Here is a 24030-nt window from a genome sequence, read left to right as displayed (position 1 = left end):
TGCCATCAAGCTAAGGAGTGGCGCATTATAAGGGCCAATTTTGGCAGGTCAAGAATAATTTACCAGGGAATACAATATTGTCCCGATTACTCTATTTATATGGATAGGGGATTAGCCCGGCACTCCTTCAAGAGTCTATTCAGCAGCCGGGCCATCAATCGGGTAGCCAACTAGGGCCTGTTAACACGAATCCAATAGGCCCTAGCTCACAGTGATTCTGGCGAAGCGCCGCTTACCCACCTGAAATACCCCGGTGGTGCCCGCCTCGATCGTCAGGGATGCATGCTCCACGCGGTCACCATCGATACGCACAGCCCCCTGCTTTATCATTCGCATCGCCTCAGAGGTACTCTTCACCAGACCACCATCTTTCAGCAGATTGGCAATCGGGTAGCTACCGGATTCCGATTTCAGTTCACACTCAGGCATTTCGTCCGGTATCTGACCTTTCTGAAATCTGGCAATAAAAGCCTGATGGGCCTTCTCCGCCATCTCTTTCGAGTGGAAACGCTCCACCAACTCTTCAGCCAGGTGCACTTTGATATCCCTGGGATTGGCTCCACCGTCGACCTCCGCCTTCCAGGCTTCGATCTCATCCATCGGCCTGAAGCTGAGCAACTCATAGTAGCGCCACATCAGATCATCGGAGATCGACATCACTTTACCGAACATCTCCTCCGGCTGATCGGTGATACCGATATAGTTGTTGAGTGATTTGGACATCTTCTGCACGCCGTCCAGCCCTTCGAGAATCGGCAGGGTAATCACTACCTGCGGCTCCTGCTGATGGGCCTCCTGCAACTGCCTTCCGACCAACAGATTGAACTTCTGATCGGTCCCGCCGAGCTCCACATCGGCTTTCAGGGCCACAGAATCGTAGCCTTGCACCAACGGATAGAGGAATTCATGAATGGCGATGGGCTGACCGCTGGTGTAGCGCTTATTGAAGTCATCCCGCTCCAACATCCTGGCGACAGTGTGCTTCGCTGCCAGCTGAATCAGGTCAACGGCCGACATCTCACCCATCCAGCTGGAGTTGAACAGCACTGTTGTCTTGGTTGGATCGAGGATCTTGAAGATCTGATGCTCATAGGTCTTGGCATTTTCCAGCACCTCTTCCCGCGTCAGCGGAGGACGGGTGGCGCTCTTCCCCGTAGGATCACCGATCATGCCGGTGAAATCACCGATCAGAAAAATCACCTCATGACCTAACTCCTGGAATTGCCTGAGTTTATTGATCAAAACGGTGTGTCCTAGATGCAAATCGGGGGCTGTAGGATCAAAACCCGCCTTGATTTTCAGAGGCTCACCCCTTTTGAGCTTCTTTATCAGCAGCTCTTCTGGTAAAACCTCTTCCGTACCGCGTTTAATTAAATTTAGGGATCCTGTGACATCGATCATTTATCAAATCTCAAAAATTAAGACAATGGTTGCACACTCTACTAGAAGCATCTGATAAAATTAACCATTGGGTGTTGTGATTCTTAACTTCTATCCTAAGATTCATAACTGGGTTCCATCTACGTGGAATTGGGCCGCCATACTTGACTGCTATAGGCACTATGCAAGATTTTAAATCGTACACATTGGACAGAAGACCAGCCAGAGGCCAGCTTATCAAACGCCTGCTGCTCTCTGTCATTTTTCTGCTGATCCTTGCAGCCGGCTTTCTGTTCCTGATTTCCAACCCAACGGAAGAGTCCCAACCAGCCAACAGTCCAGACCCGGACGCCGAGTCACAACCGGAACAGCAGAGAAAGCTGATATTACCCCTCTCCCTTCCCGGTCAGTCTCAACAGAGCGGTGAAAATCCAACTCCAATCAAACAGAATTCAAAAGGGTTTCTCAGTCAGGCATTTGCTGCAGAACCCGTTGAAACCGCCAAAGCTGAAATTGCACCTGAGGTTATACCGGCTACTACGTCAGCGCCACAACCGACAGTCGCAGAAGAGAGTCGAAAAACCGTTTACAAAATTCGCAGCGGCGACTCGATGGCCTCGATCTTCAAGAAAAACAAATTGAGTCCTTCGCTGCTCCATCAGATTGTGAATTCCAGCAAAACAGCCAAGCAGCTGACCGACATCCGTCCGGGGGAGACGCTGCATATGGCGTTTGACTCGGATGACAATCTGCTCAGCCTGCGCCTGGAGCACAGCAAGGTCGACAGCCTTGAGATCCTGGCCACCGCTGAAGGCTTCACGGCCACGGAAAAAAGCAGAGCGGTGGATACGAGAAACACCCATTTGAGTGGTGTAATCGAAAACTCGCTCTATGTTTCAGCCAAAAAGTCCGGGCTCTCCGATCAGTTGATCATGCAACTGGCCGATATTTTTGGCTGGGATATCGATTTTGCCCTGGAGATACGCTCCGGTGATCGTTTCACTGTGATCTTTGAAGAGGACTATCTGGACGGGGAGAAATTGAGGGACGGCCCGATCCTCGCCGCAGAGTTCATCAATCAGGGAAAAACCTATCAAGCCCTCCGCTATGTAGATGATACAGGCCGTGCAGACTACTACACACCGGAAGGTCGAAGCATGCGGAAAGCCTTCCTCAGAGCACCGGTGGATTTCAGGCGCATCTCATCCAGATTCACCCGTGAACGCTACCATCCGGTACTGGGTAAAAAACGTCCACACCGTGGCGTGGATTACGCCGCCAAAACCGGCACCCCGATCAGAGCCTCAGGAGATGGTAAGGTTATCTTCCGAGGCAAAAAAGGCGGCTACGGCAAGACGGTGATCATTCAGCATGGCCAGACCTACACAACCCTCTACGCACATCTCTCCCGGTATAACAAGAAATCCCGGAAAGGCACACGGGTCAAACAGGGGCAGGTAATCGGCTATGTGGGTAAAACCGGCCTGGCTACCGGCCCTCATCTGCACTATGAGTTCCGCGTCAACGGTGTCCACCGCAACCCCCTGACCGTCAAGCTGCCCGCAGCCAAGCCGATTGCAAAGAAGTATCGGGATGATTTCATGATCAAGATACAGCCACTCATTTCAAAGCTGGATCTGATCAGTCGCACCCTGGTTGCCGACGCCCAATAAACCGATCATCGATCGCAGCGTGACAAGGCCGACAAGCATAAGCTCTTCGCTCCAAAGCTTGGGTCCATCAACCCCATTACACAGCAACAGGCAGGATCGTTTTGCCATCCGTAGGGTGATCGGGCTCTAGCCAGAATAAGCTCGCTAGCCCTTTCGCCTGACCCTTCCAATGCTGAATGTTGTTAACGATACAGTTCTGAGCAGAACTCTGCCGCATGAGAACCCACCGGATCAAAATTCGGTTTGCTCAGTAAAACTATCCAGCACCAGCAGGAATTTCCTTCTTAACCATCCGCTTTTTTCAGGTTCTCTTTAGAAAACTGAATTTTCACTGCCCTGGGTCAGTGCGGCAGATAATCATTATAAAATAATATTGTTATAGTACGAGATCCCGGGTGAGCTGATTGATGAAAGCCTCTATCCACGATACTCATTTTGTGTTCCGCCGTTTACACTCATTACTGGGCCTGCTCCCGGTAGGTGGCTTCCTGATCTTTCATCTTTGGGAAAACTCCCAATCCAGATTCGGTCAGGCGCACTACAATGATCAGGTCGTAGGCTGGCTTCAACAGCTCAACTATCTCACCCTGCTGGAGATATTCCTGATCGCTTTGCCACTGCTGTTTCATGGGCTGTACGGCCTGGTGATTCTCTATAGCGGTAAAGGCAATCTTTCCGTCTACCCATGGCAAGGTAACATTCGCTATACCCTGCAGCGCTTCTCCGGCATCGCCATTCTGCTGTTTCTGCTGTTGCATGTGGGATGGACACGTATCTGGGCGATCTGGGAACCTGCCATTAAGGCTGATCTATTTGCTCATATGCAAGGTTTACTCATCCAACCCTCTGTTTTTACACTCTATTTGGCCGGCTTGCTGCTTTCAGTTTTTCACTTGACCAACGGTCTCTGGAGCATGGCAATCAGTTGGGGTGTGACCACCTCACCCCGGGCACAATCCATCTGGCTGGGGGTTTGTGGATTTCTCGCCCTCCTGCTTTCCGCCATGGGGGTGCATGGCATGTTGGGATTTCTACCATGAGCAGACCAAGAAAGGTGATTGTGGTTGGTGGGGGACTGGGCGGCTTATGGGCTGCTCTAAGGGTTGCCGAGGCCGGTTTTCAAGTCGAGATCTTCTCACTCTTCGAAGTCAAACGTTCCCATTCGGTCTGCGCTCAGGGGGGCATCAACGCCTGCTTCGACAGCAAGGGGGAGCGGGACACTATCTGGCAACATATCGTCGATACACTCAAAGGTGGCGCCTACCTGGCCAACCAGCCGCCGGTAAAATCGATGTGTGAAGACGCTCCTGGATTGATACAGACCTTTGAACGGATGGGGGTTACCTTCTCCAGGACCGCCGAGGGTCTGTTGGACCTACGTCTGTTCGGTGGCGTAAAACACCGTCGTACCCTGTTCGCCGGGGCCAGCACAGGCCAGCAACTGCTGTATGGTGTCGACCAGGAGGTACGTCGACAGGAGTCCCTGGGACGACTGCAGAAGCTCGAATGGTGGGAATTTCTCTCACTGGGCTTGAATCAACAGGGAGCCTGCCAGGGTATCATCGCCATGAACCTGCGCACCATGGAGATCAAGGCCTTTCCCAGCGATGCCGTAATTCTTGCCACTGGCGGTATGGGGCAGGTGTATGGACACCGCTCAACCAACTCAACCAATTCCACCGGAGCCGCCGCCTGCCGGGTCTACCAACAGGGTGCCTGGTTCGCCAATACGGAGTTTTTCCAATTTCACCCCACCGCTATGCTGGGTGACGATAAAACGCGCTTGATGAGCGAGGCGGCACGAGGCGAAGGGGGCAGGATATGGGTACCCAGAGACGTCGATGACCGACGTCGACCCGGTCAGATCCCAGAGCAGGATCGATTCTATTTTCTTGAGGAGTGGTACCCGAGTTATGGCAATACCGTCCCCCGTGACCTGGCCTCCCGCGCCATTTGGGAAGTCGTGCATAAGCTAGGCCTTGGGGTGGGTGGTGAAGCCAAGGTCTACCTGGATCTGACCCATCTCAACCCAGGATTCATTGAACAGCGGCTGCATGCGATCCTCGATATCTACCGTAAATTTCATGGCACCGATCCAATTCATGAACCGATGGAGATCTACCCGTCGGCTCACTATGCGATGGGTGGACTCTGGGTCGATTTTGAACGAGACGATACGACCGGCGGCATCAAGCATGGCAGCCCACGAAACCATGCCACCAATATCCCCGGCCTGTATGCCTGCGGTGAGTGTGATTACGGCTATCACGGCGCCAATCGACTGGGCGCCAACTCGCTGCTGTCTGCCTCCTACAGCGGTCGGGTCGCCGGTGAATCGGTAGCCAACTATCTGCAAGGGCTGCAACAGGGACACCCCAGCCCGGAAGATCCCATCTACAGCAAGGAGATCAATCATCAACAGGAACTCAACCGCCAGCTGATCAACGATCAGGGGGAGGAGAATCCCTACCAGCTTCACCGTGAACTGGGGGAGCTGATGTCCAGCCAGGTCGGTGTGGTCAGGGATAATAAAACGCTTAACAATGCCATTGAATCACTGCGCACACTCCAGCAACGCAGTCGCAATATCAATCTGCAGGAGCACAACAGCTGGAGCAACCAGGGTCTGACTTATGCCCGCCAGCTGCAGGAGATGATACGACTTGGCGAGGTGATTGCGGTGAGTGCGTTAAACAGAGACGAGTGCCGCGGGGCTCACTACAAACCTGAATTCGAATTGAAGCTGCCGGAAAATGCCTCAGCGGGGGATCCGGCCTTCGAAGCCTATCGCAACCAATGGAAAGCACAGAATCAAAACTGGCTTAAAACCACCATCGCCAAACAGACCGATTGGGGTCCGCAGGTTGACTACCAGGCTGTGGACCTGAGTGTTCTGGCGCCTGAAGAGCCGCGCGATTATCGCTGAGGATTCAATCATGTCAGAGAAGATTCAATTCCGCATTCGCCGACAGGATACCCCCTACAGCCCATCCTATTGGCAGACCTTCCTGGTGCCCTTTCGAGAGGGACTGAATGTGGTATCCGCACTGATGATGATTCGGCAAAACCCGGTCACGGCCGATGGCCTGAAGGTCGATCCGGTCGCCTGGGAGTTCAACTGCATGGAAGAGGTGTGCGGCGCCTGCACCATGCTGATCAACCACCGACCCATGCCGGCCTGCTCAACCCTGGTGAACACTCTGCAACAACCGATCACACTGGAGCCTCTGAGCAAGTTTCCGGTGATCCGCGATCTGATGGTGGACCGGAGTCGCCTGTTCGCCGATCTGAAACGGGTTCGTGCCTGGATCGAGATCGATGGCGCCTGGGATATTCACCAGGGAGCGCCACGCATCTCTCCAGAAGCGTGGCAGGAGAACTATCTCTATAGCCGCTGCATGAGTTGTGGCAGCTGCCTGGAGGCCTGCCCCCAATACGGTAAGGATCTCCCCTTCGTTGGTGCGGCTGCCCTGGCAGCGGTCAGATTGATGAACAACCACCCCACCGGACAATACCAGCGCAAGCAGCGACTCCATGCGATCATGGGAGAGGGGGGGTTGAGTGACTGCGGCAATACGCAGAATTGTGTGCAGGTCTGTCCTAAAGAGATCCCGCTGACCACAGCCATCGGTGAGCTCGGCAGGCAGACCACCAGGCAGCTGCTGAAAGACCTCTTCGGATCGGGTTAATGGGTAGCCTCCATGTCACAATGTGTCACAGTATGCTGCTTCAAGCAGGTTTATGATGAACTCTTGATGCCCGTTACTATTCCAAGCATTCAAACAAGAATCCTGCTTAGATATCCGAGGTAGACTCAATGACCAATAAAATCGTGATCAGCTGCTTGCTGGCTGCACTCATTATCCTTCAGGCCTGTACCACCGTTGATCCCTATTCCAAAGAGGAGAAAACCTCAAAGGCCACGACCGGTGCGGTGATCGGCGCGGTTGCCGGTGCGGTGATCGGCATCGCCACATCCAAGGACAAGAAGAAACGCAAGGAGCGGGCACTGAAAGGGGCCGGTATCGGCGCCATAGCCGGTGGTGGTGTCGGCTACTACATGGATGTCCAGGAAGCCAAACTGAGACAACGGCTGGAAAACACCGGCGTCAGTGTCACCCGGGAAGGGGACAATATCATCCTCAATCTCCCAGGCAACATCACCTTCGAGGTGGATAAAACCGATGTGAAAGCGGATTTCGTGGAGATTCTCGATTCGGTGGCCCTGGTACTCAACGAGTACAAATCCACCATGATCGAGGTGGCAGGCCATACCGACAGCACAGGATCCGAATCCTACAACCAAAGACTCTCACAACAGCGCGCCCAATCCGTATCGGAGATTCTCAACCGCAACGGGGTTGCCGGGGTACGGATCGATACCGTGGGTTACGGAGAGAGTCAGCCCATCGCCAGCAACGGCAGTGCAGCCGGGCGACAGCAGAACCGCAGGGTGGAGTTGACCCTGTTGCCCTATGTGGAAAGTTAGAAAATATCCCACAGTGGCACTCCTGTGCCTCTGTGGGTGTCTTTTGTGAGATCAGACAGAAAAGGAAGATCCACAACCACAGGTGGTGGTTGCATTTGGATTTCGAATCACAAACTGTGCACCCTGCAGGCCTTCGGTGTAATCAACCTCCGCACCCATCAGATACTGCATGCTCATCGGATCCACCAGCAGTGTGACACCACTGGTAACCACTTTGGTATCACCCTCGGTTTCGTTCTCGTCAAAGGTGAAGCCGTACTGAAAGCCGGAACAGCCACCACCCTGAATGTAGACACGCAACATCAGTTCCGGATTACCCTCTTCCTCAATCAGGGAGGCCACTTTGTTGGCCGCTGCTTCAGTAAAAAGGATGGAATCGCTGGTTGTTTCTAAGCCGCTCATAGTTAAATCCTGCTCAATTCAGCCTATCTATAGGAGGCCAGGGGTCGTTTGATTGTCTTGTAGTATGCAATTACCGAGGAAAACAGTCAAGTATTACTCAACTGCCAATCCTGGGGTTATTGCTTTGCGGGCTCGGATGGTACCGTCTCAACCGGCTCTTCACCACTCTCCTTTTTCCCATCATAAGCGAGCTGCAGGGGATCCTGCTCGGTGGCATGGATCAGTTTGCCATTCACCTCAGCCCCCATCGCCATCTCCAGCATGGCGTAGGTCAGGGTCCCTGTAATACGGGCTTTGGGTGCCAATTCAACCCGATTCGCCGCAACCACATCGCCAACCACAGTACCGTTCAGCATCACATTACCGACTTTGACATTACCGTCGATGGTACCCTGCTCACTGAGCGTCAGGGTGGCTGCGTTATCATCCGGATCCGAGAAGACGTTACCCTTGATGACGCCATCCACATGTAATCCGTTCTTGAAGGTGATATCCCCTTCAATCTCAGTGCCCGATCCGATCACCGTGGTGATTCTGGGAGAACGGAATTTTTTCTTACTGTTACCAAACATGGTTTTTTCCTAATCTAAACTTCAGGAGACCGGCGACCATTCGAAAGCCGCGTCCACAGGTGCCAGTTTAGAACCTGTAGGCTTGACTTCAATCTTGACTTTGGCCGGTTGGAAATCGGTTGGGATGCGCAGCTTTCCTTCAACATTCTGAAAATAGCGAAAGCGCATTTTGTGGCTCTCGAGTTTTTCCTCGGAGAGTTGTTTCAATTGCAGATTGACCGTCTTCTCCCCTTTCAATCCGGTGATGGTCATTTCGATCTTTCCCTTCACCACAGAGCCGCTGTTGATCACCTGGCTAACGGTATATTTATAGACGTACTGTTGCGCTTCAAGGCCTTGCTGTAACTTAAAATTCTGGATCCGTAATACCTGTTTTTTAGAGGAGGTGGAGACGATACCCCGGAGAAATGCCAGCTCCTCTTCCATCTTGAGTCGTTCGCTCTGCATGGTTTTGATCTGATCCTTGATCGCCAGCAGGGCTTCCCGGTCCACCTCGGCCGCCTGCCTGACCATCTCCAGTTCCCGCTTCAACTCGTTTCGCTCCATCTCAAGATCGGTCACCCTGTCCTTGCCACCGGACTGCAGGCGGGCCAACCCTTCCGCTATGCCGTTGCCACCCTGCTGGTAGGCCAGGCCGGCCACACCACCAAGAACCAGCAACAGCAGACCGACCCGCAGCCAAACCGGCGTTCGCTGGTGGGCTGCAACGATCTTTGGGACACGATATTTCTTATCGATACTCATTGTTTAGGGCAGCAGGGCTACCTGTTCCAATCCACAGTTTTCCGCCAAACCGAACATCAGGTTCATATTCTGAACAGCTTGTCCGGCGGCTCCCTTGACCAGATTGTCAATCACCGAGCTGACCACCACCACCTCCCCATCCAGCGGACGATGGATGGCGATTCGACAGTGATTCGAACCACGTACACTGCGGGTCTCCGGATGAGATCCAGCCTGCAGCACATCCACGAACGGCTCGTCGGCATAACGGCTCTCGTAGAGCGCCTGCAGATCGGTCTCCGTCACTTTGAGGCGGGCATACAGGGTGGCTTCGATACCCCGGATCATCGGCACCAAATGGGGCACAAAGGTGAACTGAACGGGCTTGTCGGCCAGTTGCTTCAGCGTCTGACTGATCTCGGGTTGATGCCGATGACCGGGAATGGCATAGGCTTTGAAGCTCTCCCCCACCTCACCCATCAGGGTCCCCACATTGGCTGTACGGCCGGCACCGCTCACGCCTGATTTGGCATCAGCAATCAGATGATCGATATCCACCAAGCCATTCTCAATGAGTGGCAGAAAGCCCAATAGCACAGCGGTCGGGTAGCATCCGGGATTGGCTACCAGCGAGGCGGATCTGATCGCCTCCCGATGTAACTCAGGCAGGCCATAGACCGCCGATTCCAGCTGCTCCGGGCAGGCATGGGACATTCCGTACCAGTGCTCCCATGTCGGCTGATCCTTGATTCGAAAATCCGCGGCCAGATCGATAATCCGGATTCCCCGCTGCAACAGCTCAGGTACCTGTTTCATAGCCACCCCGTTCGGGGTCGCGAAAAACACCAGATCGCACTCGTCGAAATAGGCCGGATCCGGTTCCACATAGGCCAGTTCGGTATGACCACGCAGATTGGGGAACAGATCAGCGACCGCACGTCCCGCTTCCGAGCGGGAGGTAATAACTTTCAGTTGCGCCTGTGGATGGGCGCTCAGCAGCCTGAGAAGCTCCACGCCGGTATAGCCTGTTCCGCCAATTATTCCTACTTTAATCATACTCTTACCTAGAAACCGAAATCATCCGGCTAAAAACACAATCAGTTGAATATCCGCATCCTGACTCAACAGGATAGTTGATTACCAGAAGCGCAATCATAAGCTCTGAGTAAACAAAGAAAAAGTAAAGCGGGGCAAAATCCTAAACATTTGTGAACTTGGGGTGAAAACGATGTACAAAACGCCACCCGGGTGTGGAAAATCACACCATTAGGTATCACATTATATCTAGGGCCTGTTAACACGAATCCAATTGGCCGATTGGATTCGTGTTAACAGGCCCCTAGTACGCAACGACCGAGATTATCGAGTTATGGAAACCATCGACACCCTGGCACTCGTGCTTGGTGCCAGCTGGGCAGCCGGCATCAATCTGTATGCAGCCATCCTTGTCCTGGGCTACCTCAGCCTGACTGGGCATGTTGTGCTGCCTCCCGGACTGGAAGCTCTCAGTGACCCGCTGGTTCTGGGTGTGGCGGGGATGATGTATTTCATCGAGTTTTTTGCCGACAAGACTCCTGGTGTGGACAGTGGCTGGGATGCCATCCATACCTTCATCCGCATCCCTGCCGGCGCCCTGCTGGCAGCCGGCGCTGCCAGTGGTATCGATGTCAGCCAGAGCGCAGAACTGGCCGCCGCCCTGGTAGGTGGAACCGTTGCCGCAGGCAGTCACTTCACCAAGTCCGGCTCAAGACTGCTGATCAATACCTCACCTGAACCGGTCACCAACTGGACCGCTTCGATTGCAGAAGACCTGGCTGTGATCGGTGCACTCTGGGCGGCACTCAACTATCCGCTGGCATTCCTGGCGATGTTCATCGTTTTCGTCGCCCTGTTGATCTGGCTGATGCCCAAGTTGTGGCGCGCCTTGAAGAGCCTCTACCAACGGATCAGCGCTTTCTTCAATGGGACAGAGAAAAGCACTCAGACGAATATGACCGAAGGCCGCTCAGAAACCCTGAAATCCCTGTTCCATGCGGCCAGCAGCGCCGATAACGGTAGCCATAAGTAGGCTCAGCCTCAATAGTTTTTACAGAGTCTCTGACACTCGTCGTTCGAGCGGATCAGAGTGTCTTCAATCGACACGCCACTAAACCAGTTGCCGGTCAAAGCCAGGGTATGCCCTTTCAGCTGCTGATCGATCAAACTGATTCGCTCGTAGTGGCCCAAGCGAAGCGAAGGCAGGCGATTACGGTAGCTGGCACTCTCGATGATGTCAGCCGGTTCGATCCCCAGCACCCGGGCAATGCAGCCAAGGCGTCCCACTTCATCCAGAGCATCGGGTTTGAAATGAAATGTAAAGGCACGATAGTTGTCATCCGGCACCGGATCCCTGGAAACCACTGAGTAGAAATCATCCTGTTGGGCGATGATCCCGGCCAGCGGTTCGAGCTCAAACGAGTCGGATTTGATCAGTACGGCCTGACTGTCGATCTCAGCCATCTCGATCTCGGCCAGATGGCAGGCGAGCTCAGGCATCAGTGCGGCCAATAAACCGGAGGCGATATCCGGTGCGACAGCCAATGCCAATCGATCAGCCTGTACCGGCTCACCGCCCTCCACCTCAACCAGATAGCGATCACTCATTCTTTCGATCCGGGTTACAGGGGATTGGGTACGAATTTCGAGTCCCGATGATACGGCATCGATGAAGGACTGTAGGCCACTGGCCCCCGTATAGCTGCGGATCACCTCTTTGCGTCTCGGTTTTTTACGAAACAGGGATTCCGCCGGAAAATCACTGGACGGTTGACAGACCACAGCATCCAGCGCCGGGCCAAGCACCTGGCGATAGTTGCGACTGCCGATGATACCTCCGAAATAGTCCTTTACGGATTTACCGGCCTTATGACTTACCCACAGACGGGGCAGAACCCCGAGCAGCTCAAAGAGATTGAGCTGAGAGGGAATCGAATGGAGACGATCCCCCACCAGCATGCGGTAGGGCAATTTGAGCTTGGGTACCAGACTGTCCAACTGGCCCGCCTCTTCCAACAGCTGAAGCAGATTGCCATAGCTGTTGTAGCAGGTGTGTCCACCCAGCTCTGCCCAGTAATCACCATCCTCGGTTTGAAAATAGTGTGAGTTTATCGCCCCGCCGATATGGCTGCCGGCTTCCAGAACCAAGGATTTCAAGCCATATCTTCTGGCCATCTGTGCCAGACCCAAACCACCAATACCGGCCCCGATGATCAACAGATCGACTGCTCCAGGTTTCATGACTCCACACTTACCTCGGTTATGCCACCCGGCACCTCAGTAACCCGGCGATCAAATGTTTACTTTCAGCCATACAGGGCCTGTCTTTAATTCAGATCGATATGGGCTTCAAGTATGCCCTTGTCCGACGTTGCGGCCTTTGAGAAGGCAACACCGCTCACTGCAAGCCCTGACAGGATCGAGAGACGATCCGCAGCCCCGATCATGGGCAACTGGGTTACACGATTAATCATAACTGGAATATCAGGCAAAAAGCCTTTGGCAGCCAATTACTCATTGATTTAATTGAGCAAGATGTAATTGTCTGTTGTATCAATTCTGCCTGATTACACCATTAAAAACAGAGCAAGCATACCAGCGGGGCCGGAAATGGGGCAAAAAAATACCGCGCCCGGATGCTCATCCGGGCGCGGTATTTTCATAAAATCCAGTGCGGTTTAGCCGCAGCCACCGCCACTGGATGAACCACAGGTGCCACAACCACCGCCAACTGGCTGCAGATTGTTGAATACGAAGCTGGCATTGCCATCGCCCTGATCGACAAAATCGATCTCAACACCCTTCAGGTACTGCATGGTGCCGTCATCGACGATGACTTTGAAACCATCACAATCCAATACTCCGTCATTGTCGTTGATCTCATCGCTGAAAGTCATGCCGAAGCTGATTCCGCTGCAGCCACCCGGGGTAGCAAATACGCGCACTCCCTGAATATTGTCGTCAACCTGTTGAAAAAGCTCACCCATTTTGCTCTGAGCCGTTCCGGTCAGGGTCAAATCACTCTCTGTCAGGGCATTTGAACTCATGCCATATCTCCTGGAAATTCGGTCTGTATAGGGAGCATATTACCAAGAAAACCAGCTCCATTGCTAATTAACTTAGAATATAAGTTGGTTTTTACCGGCCTGGCGCAGATCTACATCGCAAGCTGGTTTCTTGCGTTCAACTCAAACAGATGACGCTCCGCGTCCAACAGGTGCTGCCCCCAGTGCAGGTGAAAACCCTTATGCCATCCCTCAACCGCCTGTTCCGGCTCACCATCGAGCAGATTCAGTCCGCTCTTGAGCTCACAGTAGATATCGGTCAGATCATCGGCCAGACTGCCACTCATGCTCTGCCCGTCACCGGCCACGTCAAATTCCATCCAATAGCCGTCTCTCTCTCCCAACAGGGTTCTTAGGAATGTGTAGAGTTCAAACCGGGCATCCAGATCGGCAGCCGTATAGTGGGTGTTTCGGGGTGTTGGCAGATTCAACGCGTTCACCGCCTCATGCAGACGGGGTAATAGACCGGCTACCTCCTGTAACCATTCAGTATTGCCGTCATTCAACGATTCGACCAACTCACAATATCGCCTAGCCAACGTTTCGAGTTTTTGTATATTTGGACTCATAGTCTCTTCCTCACAGCTATTCTTGCTACATCTTCCTTGTTTGTACCTGGAGATCTTTTCCTGATCTCTTTGAGAGACAGCTGCATGGTACTTTGGTATGTCGCACATACCAGATTCTAGCAGTGATCACGATCAATCCTAGGAAAAACCCTTAATCTCCCTGGGCAGTTTGATAAATAAAATATATAGGCTGCCTTTCAGCAAAACTGCCAAGCCTGACTCAGAATTGCTGGATTCACGTAAAACGGAGCGCAATCTACCTGGCTAATGGGCAAATGGCAATCTTCCGGGATAAGTGCCTGTTTCTGGAAAAAAAGGGATACAATAGTCGAATGCATAGCAAGACCGAACATCGTCCGGTGGTACTGGCCATCGGTGGACACGACCCGGGTGGAGGTGCCGGCATTCAGGCGGACATTGAAGCGATTGGCGCCAATGGCTGTCATCCGGCAACCGCTATAACCTGTCTGACCGTACAGGACAGCTGCAATGTCAGCCAGTTGATTCCATTGGCCGCAGAGCACCTCACAGCTCAGTGTAAGGCCGTATTGGATGATTGTTCGGTCTCAGCCATCAAGATCGGCCTGCTCGGCAGCTCCCAGGCCGCCGATGGGGTAATCAGACTGCTCAAGGCCTCTCCTCAGATCCCTGTGATCCTCGATCCGGTATTGGCAGCAGGTGGCGGTAGTGAGCTCGCCAGTGAGCAACTGCTTGACAAGATCCGTGAGGAGCTACTGCCATTATGCCGGCTGATCACTCCCAATACGGTGGAAGCCGCCCGCCTCTCCGCCGGCGGCAGTTCGGCCGGCCTGGATCAGCATGCAGAGATACTGCTGCAACTGGGTTGCGGCTCGGTGTTGATTACGGGAACCCATGATGAGAGTGATCCGAACCGGGTCATCAATCGTCTTTATCGAGCTGACAAGCAGACCATGATCAGGCAATATCCCCGCCTGCCCGGTGAGTATCATGGATCCGGCTGCACTCTGGCGGCTGCACTGGCGGCCAGTATCGGTCGTGGTCAGTCCCTCGAAAATGCCACCCAGACTGCACTCGACTACAGCTGGAACTGCCTGCAGAAGGGTTATCGCACCGGCCGCTGTCAATCCATACCAAACCGCTGGTTTGAAACCCTTTCAAATAACAGCCGATGAGCGAAACAGACAGATACCGCGGACTCTACGCCATTACCGATCGCCAGCTCTGCCCACCAGAGCGAATTCTTCAACAGGTGGAAGCGGCGCTGACAGGTGGGGCGCGGATCATCCAGTACCGAGACAAACGCCAGCAGCGGACCGGCTGTGAAATGCAGGTTCGCGAAATTCTCAAGCTGTGCGAACGAGCCAATGCCCTGTTGATCATCAACGATGACATTGAACTGGCCCTGGCCAGCAAAGCCCATGGGGTCCATCTCGGACGTGAGGATGCCACCCTGTCAGAAGCCAGAGCGCGCCTTGGCCCAACAGCGGTAATCGGTGTCTCATGCTACAACCGTCTGGAACTGGCCAGTGAAGCGGCAGAGAAGGGTGCCGATTACGTCGCCTTCGGACGCTTCTTTCCATCCCGGACCAAACCCGATGCCGTATCGGCGGATCCCGAGCTGTTGGCATCTGCAAGAGAGACAATTCGCAAACCACTGGTTGCCATCGGCGGCATTACCCATGAGAATGGCGCCCAACTGATCGCTGCAGGCGCCGATATGCTGGCCGTCATCGAGGCTGTCTTCGGACAACCGGATATCGAGGCAGCAAGCCGTCGCCTGAGTGCCCTATTTTCGCCGCAGGAGAATAATAATGAGTCGTTCTGAGGAACTCTTTGGTCGTGCAAAACAACATATCCCGGGAGGCGTGAACTCCCCGGTCAGAGCCTTTAACGGGGTTGGTGGAGACCCGGTATTCGTCGACTGCGCGGCAGGTCCCTATCTCTACGATCCGGAAGGAAAACGTTACATCGACTACGTGGGTTCCTGGGGGCCGATGATTCTGGGCCACTCCCACCACGAGGTGATTGAAGCGGTCTCCTCAGTGATCAACAAGGGGCTCAGCTTCGGCGCACCAACCGAGCTGGAAACAGAGATGGCCGACCGGGTCTGTGAGCTGGTCCCCAGCATGGAGCTGGTGCGCATGGTCAGCTCAGGCACCGAAGCCACCATGTCCGCCATACGCCTGGCCCGAGGATTTACCGGCCGCGACAAAATCGTCAAATTCGAGGGTTGCTACCACGGCCACTCCGACTCCCTGCTGGTCAAGGCCGGCTCCGGTATGCTGACCCTGGGTGAACCCTCATCACCCGGCGTCCCCGCAAGTCTGGCGGAGCACACCCTGACCCTGACCTATAACAGCAGCGAACAGGTGAGGGACGCCTTCAAGCAGTATGGTGAGCAGATTGCTGCAATCATTGTGGAACCGGTGGCCGGCAATATGAACTGCATCCCTCCGCAAGCCGGCTTCCTGCCAACCCTGCGGGAGGTGTGTGACGAATATGGCGCAGTACTGATCTTCGATGAGGTGATGACCGGCTTTCGGGTAGCCCTCGGCGGCGCCCAGGCGGTATACGGCATCAAACCGGACCTGACCACCCTTGGCAAAGTCATCGGCGGCGGTATGCCGGTCGGTGCCTTCGGTGGCAGACTCGATATCATGCAGCAGATCGCACCGCTGGGTCCGGTCTATCAGGCCGGCACCCTGTCCGGTAACCCGGTAGCCATGACCGCGGGCCTGAAAACCCTGGAACTGATCTCTGAGTCGGGATTTTATGATCGTCTCTCAGCCAAGGTTGAGGCGCTGGTATCCGGTATCATGGCGGAAGCCAAATCCGCCGGTATCCCACTGGCGGAAAACCACGTGGGCGGGATGTTCGGCCTGTTTTTCACCGACCAGGAAAAGGTCGATGATTTCCAGGGCGCCATGGCCTGCGACCAGAACCGTTTCAAAGCCTTTTACCATGCCATACTCGATCGGGGTATCTACCTGGCGCCATCCGCGTTCGAGGCCGGTTTCGTCTCCGAGGCCCATACTGATGAGGATCTGAAAGCTACCATCGAGGCGGCCGCTGGCGCGTTCCAAAGCCTTGCCGGATAACCATGGTCCGTCTGCTGCTCGTATTGACCCTGATCCAGCTCGGCGGCTGCTCCACAGAGCGTGCGAAACTGGTAACTTACGAGGCGCTGGAATCCCAACGCCATCGGCAGTGTATGGAGCAGCTGGACAGCCGGGCCTGTGACGAGCAAAAGCAGAGTTACCAGGAGTATCAGAAGGAGCGTGAACAGCATCTGCAGAGTGAATAGCCAGCGACCGAACCACCAGCCGGACCTGCAGTGCGATGGGTGAGCTGTTCAGCACCCTGCTGGCCTGGATCGCTGAGAATCCCTTTTGGGCCGGCCTGACGGTTTTTTTAGTGGCCTTTTCGGAATCTGTGGCCATCGTCGGCCTGCTGGTCCCCGGCGTGATCGCCATGTTCGGCTTTGGCGCACTCATCGCGACCGGCACGCTGCAGTTTTGGCCGGTTTTCTGGTGGGCGGTGGCTGGTGCAGTCGCCGGTGACAGTCTCAGTTTCTGGCTCGGCCGACACTACCAGGATGGCCTGCGGCAGATATGGCCGTTCAGCCGACACCCCGAAACCCTCCACCGAGGCATCAGATTCTTCGAGAAGTATGGCGGCAAGAGCGTTGCCATTGGGCGCTTCTTCGGGCCGGTTAGAGCGATCATTCCGCTGGTTGCGGGGATGATGGGCATGTCGCCGATGCGCTTTCTGCTCGCCAATCTCAGCTCGGCACTGGTCTGGGCGCCAGCCTATCTGCTGCCTGGAATTGTTTTCGGCGCCTCCCTTGAACTCGCCTCCGAGGTTACCTTCCGGCTGGTGATTCTGCTGTTGCTGATGCTGGTGTTGGCCTGGGGGCTTTTCAAGCTGGCTCACACCCTGTTCCGCCTGCTGCAGCCCCATGCCAGGGATATCGTCCAGTGGGGTTTCGACTGGGGACAGCGCCACCGGGGATTCCGCTCAATCTCTGCAGCATTAGCAGATCCCAATCACCCTGAAGCCAAAGGCCTGGCCTTTCTCGCGACCTTGCTGTTGCTGGCCGCACTGCTGTTCATGTTACTGCTCGGTGCGATGGTCGGCGGCACACTGATGCAATCCGCCAATGAGATCATCCACAACGGTCTGCAGAGTCTGCGTACCCCCTGGGGCGATCAGTTTCTCTACCTGCTGACCAGCCTGGGAGACCTCTCCACCATCATCATTATTGGTGTTGTGTCAGCCATCCTGTTGATCCTGCAAGGACACTACCGCACCCTCAATTACCTGCTCGCCGCCATCGGCTTCGGCATGCTTGCACCGCTGCTGCTGAAGTACGGGTTGCAAATCCCCAGGCCGGAATCCGCCCCTTCAACCCTGGGGCCCTGGTCGTTTCCCAGCGCCCATGTGTTACGCAGTGTCACACTGTATGGCTTTCTCTCGATCATGGTTGCCAGAGGATTGAGTCACGACTGGCGCTGGCTGCCCTACAGCATCGCCGCCGCCCTGGTTGGTGCGGTTGCCCTGTCAAGACTCTATCTGGGGGTTCACTGGATAACCGACGTCTTCGGCAGCATAACCCTGGGACTGGCCTGGCTTGCCCTGCTTGGTATCGCCTATGCCCGCCATGTGAGCGTGGAGTCCCGCCACATCGCGATTGTTGTCGCCAGCTTGACAACCCTGGCCCTCTACCTCACTTTCCAGACATGGCAGTTACCGGAAAAGCTGAAACCCTATCAGCAACAAGCCACAACGAATCAGACGGTATCTCAACAACTCTGGCTATCAGGCCAGCTGGATATCCCGACCCACCGGCACGACATACGGGGTGAAGGCAACCATCCGTTGAATCTGCAATATGCCGGTGATCTGCAGATCATGCAGCAACAGCTTCAGCGCCAGGGCTGGCAATCAGCTGAAATGCTCGACTGGAGCAACGCGTTAAAACTCCTCTCCCCCAGCACTCCGCTCACCGGACTTCCGCTGCTGCCCCATGTACACGATGCCAGACATGAGGTGTTGGTGATGGTGAAAAACCTTGCCAGCGACAGACGTTTGGTGATGCGCTTATGGAGCACCCCGATTTCTATCGACTCCCCAGACAAGCCGCTGTATGTGGGAAATGTATCGAGTCAACAGGCCGATATCTCTTTCGGTATACTGGTGGTTCCCAGAACAGAAGCGGATTTCCAACTGGCGAGATCCCGATTTCTGAATGATCAGAAATCAGCTGACGGACTAAGCCACTATTCAGATTCTGCTCTGGGTACTTTGTTACTGTTTGTCAATTAGCAGACTTCAGATCACCCGAGAACGCCATGGCCATTTAACTGCAACCATATGAATTTAAAGAATTTCACAATCTCAAACCAAGCAACCCCCTCTACCCCGGTGATTAAAGCCAGCTGCAGAGCTGCCGCTTAAGTAGAGAGTCCGGAAGAACTATAATTCAATTAAAGATTGTTGAGCGTAGGCAATAGTGTGATCCCTGCTTTATCCACAACCAAACTAGCCATGGCGATCAGGTCACTGAGCCTACTGTTTTGCCTGCTGATCATCAGTTCCAATGCTTGGGCTGATGCTACCGAGGTAAACATCGGGGTGCTGGCGAAACGCGGCTATGAAAAAAGCCATCAACGCTGGGATGCGACCGCTGCCTACCTGTCGGAACAACTGCCCGAGTATAAATTTACCATCATACCGATGGGTTTTGACGATATTCCGATCATCGTTAAAAACCGACTGGTCGATTTTGTCATCGTCAACTCCGGGATCTACGTCGATCTGTCCGTCAGCTATGGCGCACGACGTATCCTCACACTGGTTAATGAACTCTCATCCGAGACTGGCAGCTCCAAATTCGGCAGCGTGATTTTCACCCTGGCCGACAATCCAGAGATCCAGAACCTGACCGACCTGAAAAACCATCGGGTTGCCGCCGTACATCCCACTTCGTTAGGCGGCTGGAATATGGCCCAACGTGAACTGCTGTACGCTGACCTGGACCGCTGGGACTTCGCCTCCCTGATGTTCCTCAATACCCATGATGCGGTAGTCAACGCAATTCAGCAGCGCAAAGCCGATGCGGGCATTGTCAGGACGGATACCCTTGAGAGGATGTCCAATGAGGGCCTGTTGGATATCACCAGCCTCCGGGTACTTTCGCCCAAGAAATTCAACCACTTTCCCTATCGGATCAGTACGCCCCTATACCCGGAGTGGCCATTGGCGATGCTGTCGCACACCCCTTTGGAATTGGCGCGCAAGGTTGCCATTACACTGCTAAGCATGCCGGAGGATCATCCGGCGACAACCGATGCCAACATACTCGGCTGGACCATCCCGGAAAACTATCAGCCGGTTGACGATCTGCTAAGGCTGTTAGCACTGCCGCCCTATGACATGCAGATCGATGAAAAATTCTTCAAAAGCCTGCTTCAACATTGGCATTGGTACCTGCTGACACTGATCGTACTGCTATCCATTGCCGCTCTCAGCTTCAGGATCATCCGCCTCAACCGCAGCTTGTCCGAACACAGAACGACCCTGGAACTCAGCCGCGAAGCCCAGTTGGCCACATTTGAAAAAGCCGCGGTAGGATTAGCCCATGTCACCCCATCCGGGCGTTTTTTGCAGATGAATCAGAAACTCTGCGATATCATTTCACTCGACAAGCAGCTGCTGCAGGATATCAATCTGAAAGACATCCTCTACAGCAGCGATCTTCCGACCTGCATCAAAGCAATTGATCAACTCTGCAAAAACAAGCTCTCCAGCACGTCGTTACAGCTGCGCATCAACTGCTCAAATGGGCAAAAAAAATGGATCCAGCTCTCCCTCTCCACAAAACCGGATGCCAATAAACAAGTCGATTATCTGGTCGCCGTAATCGATGACATCGATCAATACAAAAAGCTCGAAGCCGAAAGTCATCTCGCTCAACAGCAGAAAGAGCTGATCCTCAATATCGCCGGCGACGGCATCATCGGCCTCGATAGTGAAGCCAGGTATACATTCGTCAATCCGGCGGCTGCGGAACTGTTGGGATACGAAGTCGCAGAGATGATCGGCGAAGAGAGTCGCAGCCTGGGTAACCACGCCAGTGAGGGCAACATAGATACAATTTCCGGCCATTCACCGATTCTGGATGTGTTGAAGAGTGGGGAGACCCGTCATGGAGAACGGGACACCATTTGGAACAAGGATGGCAATCCACTGCAGATTGAGTATACCAGCACACCGATCATGAAGGGTGATATGGTAGACGGTGCAGTCATCGTTCTTCATGCAGTGACCTCTGATCAGCCACAATCCGAATCGCCTCAAACGGCCCCATGAACATCGGCAGATTCATCCGCTACTATCTTCTGTTTCTTATTCCATTGGGCGTTTTGACCAGTCTGACCTTCTGGATGATCCACAATCAGACCATGGACCGGGTAACAAGTGAGTTAAAGCTTGAATCCAATATTCTCGCCGGCCAGGTGAGAGACCAACTCAACTTGTCATTTGCGGAAATTCACTCAGACCTGAAACTGCTGACAGAGCACTACAAACTGCATCAACTGGATAGCCTCATCAAACCCAGAAATGTGATCAATGAGCTGCAGGAGTTATGGATATCCGTAGCGGAACAGAGAGCGCGATATGATCAGATTCGTTTTCTCGACGATCAGGGGCAGGAGACCATAAGGATCAACTACAGCAATCAAAAAGCGGCCGCCACACCCGAGCAGAAATTGCAGTCGAAACGCCATCGCTACTACTTCATCGAGGCCATCAACACCCCCAGCGGAGAGATCTGGAACTCACTACTCGATCTGAACATAGAAAGGAAACAGATCGAACTGCCGCTGAAACCAACAATCCGCTTCAGTACCCGGGTCAACCGCCATGACGGCCAGCCTGACGGGGTGATCATCATCAACTATCTTGCAAAAAATCTGCTGGATAAGTTTCGCCGTGTTACCGCCAGCTATTCGGGGCATGCTTTGCTGCTCAACTGGCAGGGGTATAGCCTGGTCAGCCCCAATGCCGCCAATGACTGGGGATTCATGTTTCCCGACAGCCCGCAGTCAAGAGTCTCCCTGGAGCACGAGACTGCCTGGCAAGCCACCCAGAACAACAAGCAGGGCCAACTGCTCAATCAAATGGGTCTCTATACCTACAATCAGATCGATCCATCCGGGAACAACGAAGCTGCATCAAAATGTAACAGCTGCTTGTGGTTGATGCTGCATGTTCCCAATCAACTGATCGAGGTAAAACTCTGGAGAGAGCTCTCTAAAACCATACCACTGCTGCTGTTGAGCTTCTTCCTGTTTGCAATCATACTGGGCGTGGCTTTGTGGCACAGGGAAAAACGGCAGGCTCATGAGCGACAGATTCAGGAGTTGAATCGCAATATATCCTATGAACACGAACTTTTTCTGAACAGTCCCGGCGTCATCGCCAAGTTACGCAATGAAATCGGCTGGCCGATTGAGTTTATCTCATCCAATATCGAAGAGTTACTCGATTACGATGCCGATTACTTCGCGTCAGGCAAGGTCACTTACTCCAGCATGATCGACAGTCGCTACCTGGAAAAATATACTCAGGAGACGTTGGAGGCCGAGAACAAAGGATCGAATTCATTCAGCCACTCCCCCTACCTGATTGTCGGGCGCAACAAGCGAAGTCGATGGATACAGGAAACAGTCCATGCGATCCGCGACAAACTGGGAAAATTGACCGGCTTCTATGTCCATATCAATGATGTCACCCCACTGAAAGAGGCAGAGGAGCGCCTTACCCAATCCCGGGACTATATCCAGAAAGTGGTCGACACCATACCCGATCCAACCATGGTCATCGACATCGACAGCCACGAACTGAAACTAATCAATCAGTCGGCACTCGATCTTTATAACAATGGTCAAGCCATTGATCCCGAGATAACCTGCTATCGCCTTTCGCACAAGCGCAGTAATCCGTGCAGAGGCCAGTTGGATCCCTGCCCAATCAAGCAGATCATGGAGAAGAGAACCGCCGTATCGGTGGTCCATAAACACTATGACCATCAGGGCAACATCATCCATGTGGATGTCCGGGCCACCCCCATATTCGATGACAGTGGAGAAAATATCGTTCAGATCATCGAGTCGCATCGGGATATCACCGAGACGGTGGAGATGGAGAAGCAACTGCAGCACATCGCTGAAACAGACCGGCTGACCCAGATCTACAATCGCATGAAATTCGATGAAGAGCTGAAAAATCAGATCGCCTGGGCCAGCCTGACCAACAACCGTTTCGGCTTGATCATGTTCGATCTGGACCACTTCAAAAAGATCAACGACACATACGGCCACGACATGGGGGACAAGGTATTAATAAACACCGTTGATCTTTTAAACGGGAGAATTCGTAAATCCGATGTTCTGGCCCGTTGGGGTGGTGAAGAGTTTATGATCATCGCACCGTTAATCGACACCAAAGAGCTGAGATCCCTGGTTGAATCCCTGCGCAATGCCGTACAACAGTATGAACATGAAGGGGTCGGCTCTATCACGGCCAGCTTTGGCGCCAGTGTGGTCAGGCCCTCAGACAACATTCACTCCCTGCTGAAAAGGGTTGACAGCGCCCTCTACGAATCCAAGCAGAAGGGACGCAACCGCAGCACGGTCTTCTGATCCTGAACAACATAAACGTCTCTTTCAGTCGTCGAAACACTCTACGTGAGATGACAAAGCTGTCCGGAAAAATCAGTGCGTCTGCGCTTATTCGATGAGCATGGCGATGCTTCACCTGATTACTAACCCGACCATCAACATTAAAACGGATCGTGGCTCAGTAAGCACCAAGGCGCTTCATTGTGTTTATTCAAAGCGTATTTGGTGGGGCCATGCCCCACCAATTACTGATCCTGCACAACATAACGTCTCTTTCAGTCGTCGAAGCACTCTACTGGGATGACAAAATTGTAACCAATGCGAAATGTTTGACCCTATTCACTGAATCCTTAAACCACTCGCCCCTGAAGCAGCCCCAGCCTATCCCTGGCAGTTGAAAAAAAGTACTATCTGCGCCGTCGGCTGCTTACACAAACTTATAAACAGTCGGGTT

Annotated in this window: 22 protein-coding genes; 13 read left to right on the top strand and 9 right to left on the bottom strand. The window is 53.7% G+C overall.

The window, feature by feature from the left end; all coding sequences use genetic code 11:
• Nucleotides 1-201: 201 nt before the first annotated feature.
• The gene (gene tyrS / locus A3193_RS18190; RefSeq protein ID WP_069002755.1) at nt 202-1401 is read right to left on the bottom strand and encodes a tyrosine--tRNA ligase; all 1200 of its coding nucleotides are present in this window, start codon (nt 1399-1401) and stop codon (nt 202-204) included.
• Between the two features lie 185 nt (nt 1402-1586).
• Between tyrS and A3193_RS18185 the strand changes: the two genes are divergently transcribed.
• From A3193_RS18185 to A3193_RS18165, 5 genes are all read left to right on the top strand, one after another.
• Nucleotides 1587-3053, top strand: a complete 1467-nt coding sequence (locus A3193_RS18185; protein ID WP_235615036.1) for a peptidoglycan DD-metalloendopeptidase family protein — start codon at nt 1587-1589, stop codon at nt 3051-3053.
• A gap of 407 nt (nt 3054-3460) precedes the next feature.
• Nucleotides 3461-4093 (top strand): succinate dehydrogenase/fumarate reductase transmembrane subunit, encoded by a 633-nt coding sequence (locus A3193_RS18180; protein WP_069015445.1) that lies wholly within the window; start codon nt 3461-3463, stop codon nt 4091-4093.
• Nucleotides 4090-5979, top strand: a complete 1890-nt coding sequence (gene sdhA / locus A3193_RS18175) for a succinate dehydrogenase (quinone) flavoprotein subunit (protein ID WP_069015444.1) — start codon at nt 4090-4092, stop codon at nt 5977-5979. Before A3193_RS18180 ends, sdhA begins: the two co-directional genes overlap by 4 nt.
• Before the next feature lie 10 nt (nt 5980-5989).
• Entirely contained in the window at nt 5990-6742 is a 753-nt protein-coding gene (gene sdhB / locus A3193_RS18170) for a succinate dehydrogenase iron-sulfur subunit (RefSeq protein WP_069002751.1), read from the top strand.
• Between the two features lie 128 nt (nt 6743-6870).
• Nucleotides 6871-7542 (top strand): YiaD family glycine zipper/OmpA-like lipoprotein, encoded by a 672-nt coding sequence (locus A3193_RS18165; protein ID WP_069002750.1) that lies wholly within the window; start codon nt 6871-6873, stop codon nt 7540-7542.
• A 51-nt stretch (nt 7543-7593) separates the two neighbouring features.
• Here the strand turns inward: A3193_RS18165 and erpA are convergent, their stop codons facing one another.
• From erpA to argC, 4 genes are all read right to left on the bottom strand, one after another.
• Entirely contained in the window at nt 7594-7944 is a 351-nt protein-coding gene (gene erpA / locus A3193_RS18160) for an iron-sulfur cluster insertion protein ErpA (RefSeq protein ID WP_068987460.1), read from the bottom strand.
• A 116-nt stretch (nt 7945-8060) separates the two neighbouring features.
• Nucleotides 8061-8516: a bactofilin family protein gene (locus A3193_RS18155; RefSeq protein ID WP_069002749.1), complete on the bottom strand. Its 456-nt coding sequence runs from the start codon at nt 8514-8516 to the stop codon at nt 8061-8063.
• A 21-nt stretch (nt 8517-8537) separates the two neighbouring features.
• Nucleotides 8538-9260, bottom strand: coding sequence for a DUF6776 family protein (locus A3193_RS18150; protein WP_083218096.1), 723 nt, complete (start codon nt 9258-9260; stop codon nt 8538-8540).
• A 3-nt stretch (nt 9261-9263) separates the two neighbouring features.
• Nucleotides 9264-10295, bottom strand: a complete 1032-nt coding sequence (gene argC / locus A3193_RS18145; RefSeq protein ID WP_069015443.1) for an N-acetyl-gamma-glutamyl-phosphate reductase — start codon at nt 10293-10295, stop codon at nt 9264-9266.
• Between the two features lie 313 nt (nt 10296-10608).
• On the opposite strand from argC, the gene A3193_RS18140 reads away from it, so the two are divergent.
• Nucleotides 10609-11307: a DUF4126 domain-containing protein gene (locus tag A3193_RS18140; RefSeq protein WP_069002747.1), complete on the top strand. Its 699-nt coding sequence runs from the start codon at nt 10609-10611 to the stop codon at nt 11305-11307.
• A gap of 8 nt (nt 11308-11315) precedes the next feature.
• Here the strand turns inward: A3193_RS18140 and A3193_RS18135 are convergent, their stop codons facing one another.
• From A3193_RS18135 to A3193_RS18125, 4 genes are all read right to left on the bottom strand, one after another.
• The gene (locus A3193_RS18135) at nt 11316-12515 is read right to left on the bottom strand and encodes a protoporphyrinogen/coproporphyrinogen oxidase (RefSeq protein WP_069002746.1); all 1200 of its coding nucleotides are present in this window, start codon (nt 12513-12515) and stop codon (nt 11316-11318) included.
• 86 nt (nt 12516-12601) lie between these two features.
• Entirely contained in the window at nt 12602-12748 is a 147-nt protein-coding gene (locus A3193_RS20610) for a hypothetical protein (protein ID WP_155523020.1), read from the bottom strand.
• A 204-nt stretch (nt 12749-12952) separates the two neighbouring features.
• Nucleotides 12953-13321, bottom strand: coding sequence for a HesB/IscA family protein (locus tag A3193_RS18130; protein ID WP_069002745.1), 369 nt, complete (start codon nt 13319-13321; stop codon nt 12953-12955).
• 110 nt (nt 13322-13431) lie between these two features.
• Nucleotides 13432-13908 carry a DUF5063 domain-containing protein gene (locus A3193_RS18125; protein ID WP_069002744.1) on the bottom strand — a complete coding sequence of 159 codons (477 nt, stop codon included), beginning with the start codon at nt 13906-13908 and terminating at the stop codon, nt 13432-13434.
• 332 nt (nt 13909-14240) lie between these two features.
• Here A3193_RS18125 and thiD point away from each other — a divergent pair, with 332 nt between their 5' ends.
• From thiD to A3193_RS18090, 7 genes are all read left to right on the top strand, one after another.
• Nucleotides 14241-15062: a bifunctional hydroxymethylpyrimidine kinase/phosphomethylpyrimidine kinase gene (gene thiD, locus A3193_RS18120; RefSeq protein WP_069015531.1), complete on the top strand. Its 822-nt coding sequence runs from the start codon at nt 14241-14243 to the stop codon at nt 15060-15062.
• On the top strand, nt 15059-15715 hold the full coding sequence (gene thiE, locus A3193_RS18115) for a thiamine phosphate synthase (protein ID WP_069015442.1): 657 nt from the start codon (nt 15059-15061) through the stop codon (nt 15713-15715). The genes thiD and thiE overlap by 4 nt, the downstream gene beginning before the upstream one ends.
• The gene (gene hemL / locus A3193_RS18110; protein WP_069015441.1) at nt 15702-16988 is read left to right on the top strand and encodes a glutamate-1-semialdehyde 2,1-aminomutase; all 1287 of its coding nucleotides are present in this window, start codon (nt 15702-15704) and stop codon (nt 16986-16988) included. The genes thiE and hemL overlap by 14 nt, the downstream gene beginning before the upstream one ends.
• A gap of 2 nt (nt 16989-16990) precedes the next feature.
• Nucleotides 16991-17194, top strand: a complete 204-nt coding sequence (locus A3193_RS18105) for a hypothetical protein (protein ID WP_069015440.1) — start codon at nt 16991-16993, stop codon at nt 17192-17194.
• Between the two features lie 35 nt (nt 17195-17229).
• Nucleotides 17230-19215: a bifunctional DedA family/phosphatase PAP2 family protein gene (locus tag A3193_RS18100; RefSeq protein WP_069015439.1), complete on the top strand. Its 1986-nt coding sequence runs from the start codon at nt 17230-17232 to the stop codon at nt 19213-19215.
• Nucleotides 19216-19437: 222 nt separating this feature from the next.
• Nucleotides 19438-21261 (top strand): PhnD/SsuA/transferrin family substrate-binding protein, encoded by a 1824-nt coding sequence (locus A3193_RS18095; protein WP_069002739.1) that lies wholly within the window; start codon nt 19438-19440, stop codon nt 21259-21261.
• Nucleotides 21258-23597: a sensor domain-containing diguanylate cyclase gene (locus A3193_RS18090; protein WP_069015438.1), complete on the top strand. Its 2340-nt coding sequence runs from the start codon at nt 21258-21260 to the stop codon at nt 23595-23597. Before A3193_RS18095 ends, A3193_RS18090 begins: the two co-directional genes overlap by 4 nt.
• Nucleotides 23598-24030: the final 433 nt, after the last annotated feature.

The organism is Candidatus Thiodiazotropha endoloripes, assembly GCF_001708965.1.
Lineage (GTDB): Bacteria > Pseudomonadota > Gammaproteobacteria > Chromatiales > Chromatiaceae > Thiodiazotropha > Thiodiazotropha endoloripes.
The sequence above is the reverse complement of the archived record's forward strand: the minus strand, read 5'-3'. Positions and strand labels throughout refer to the sequence as shown.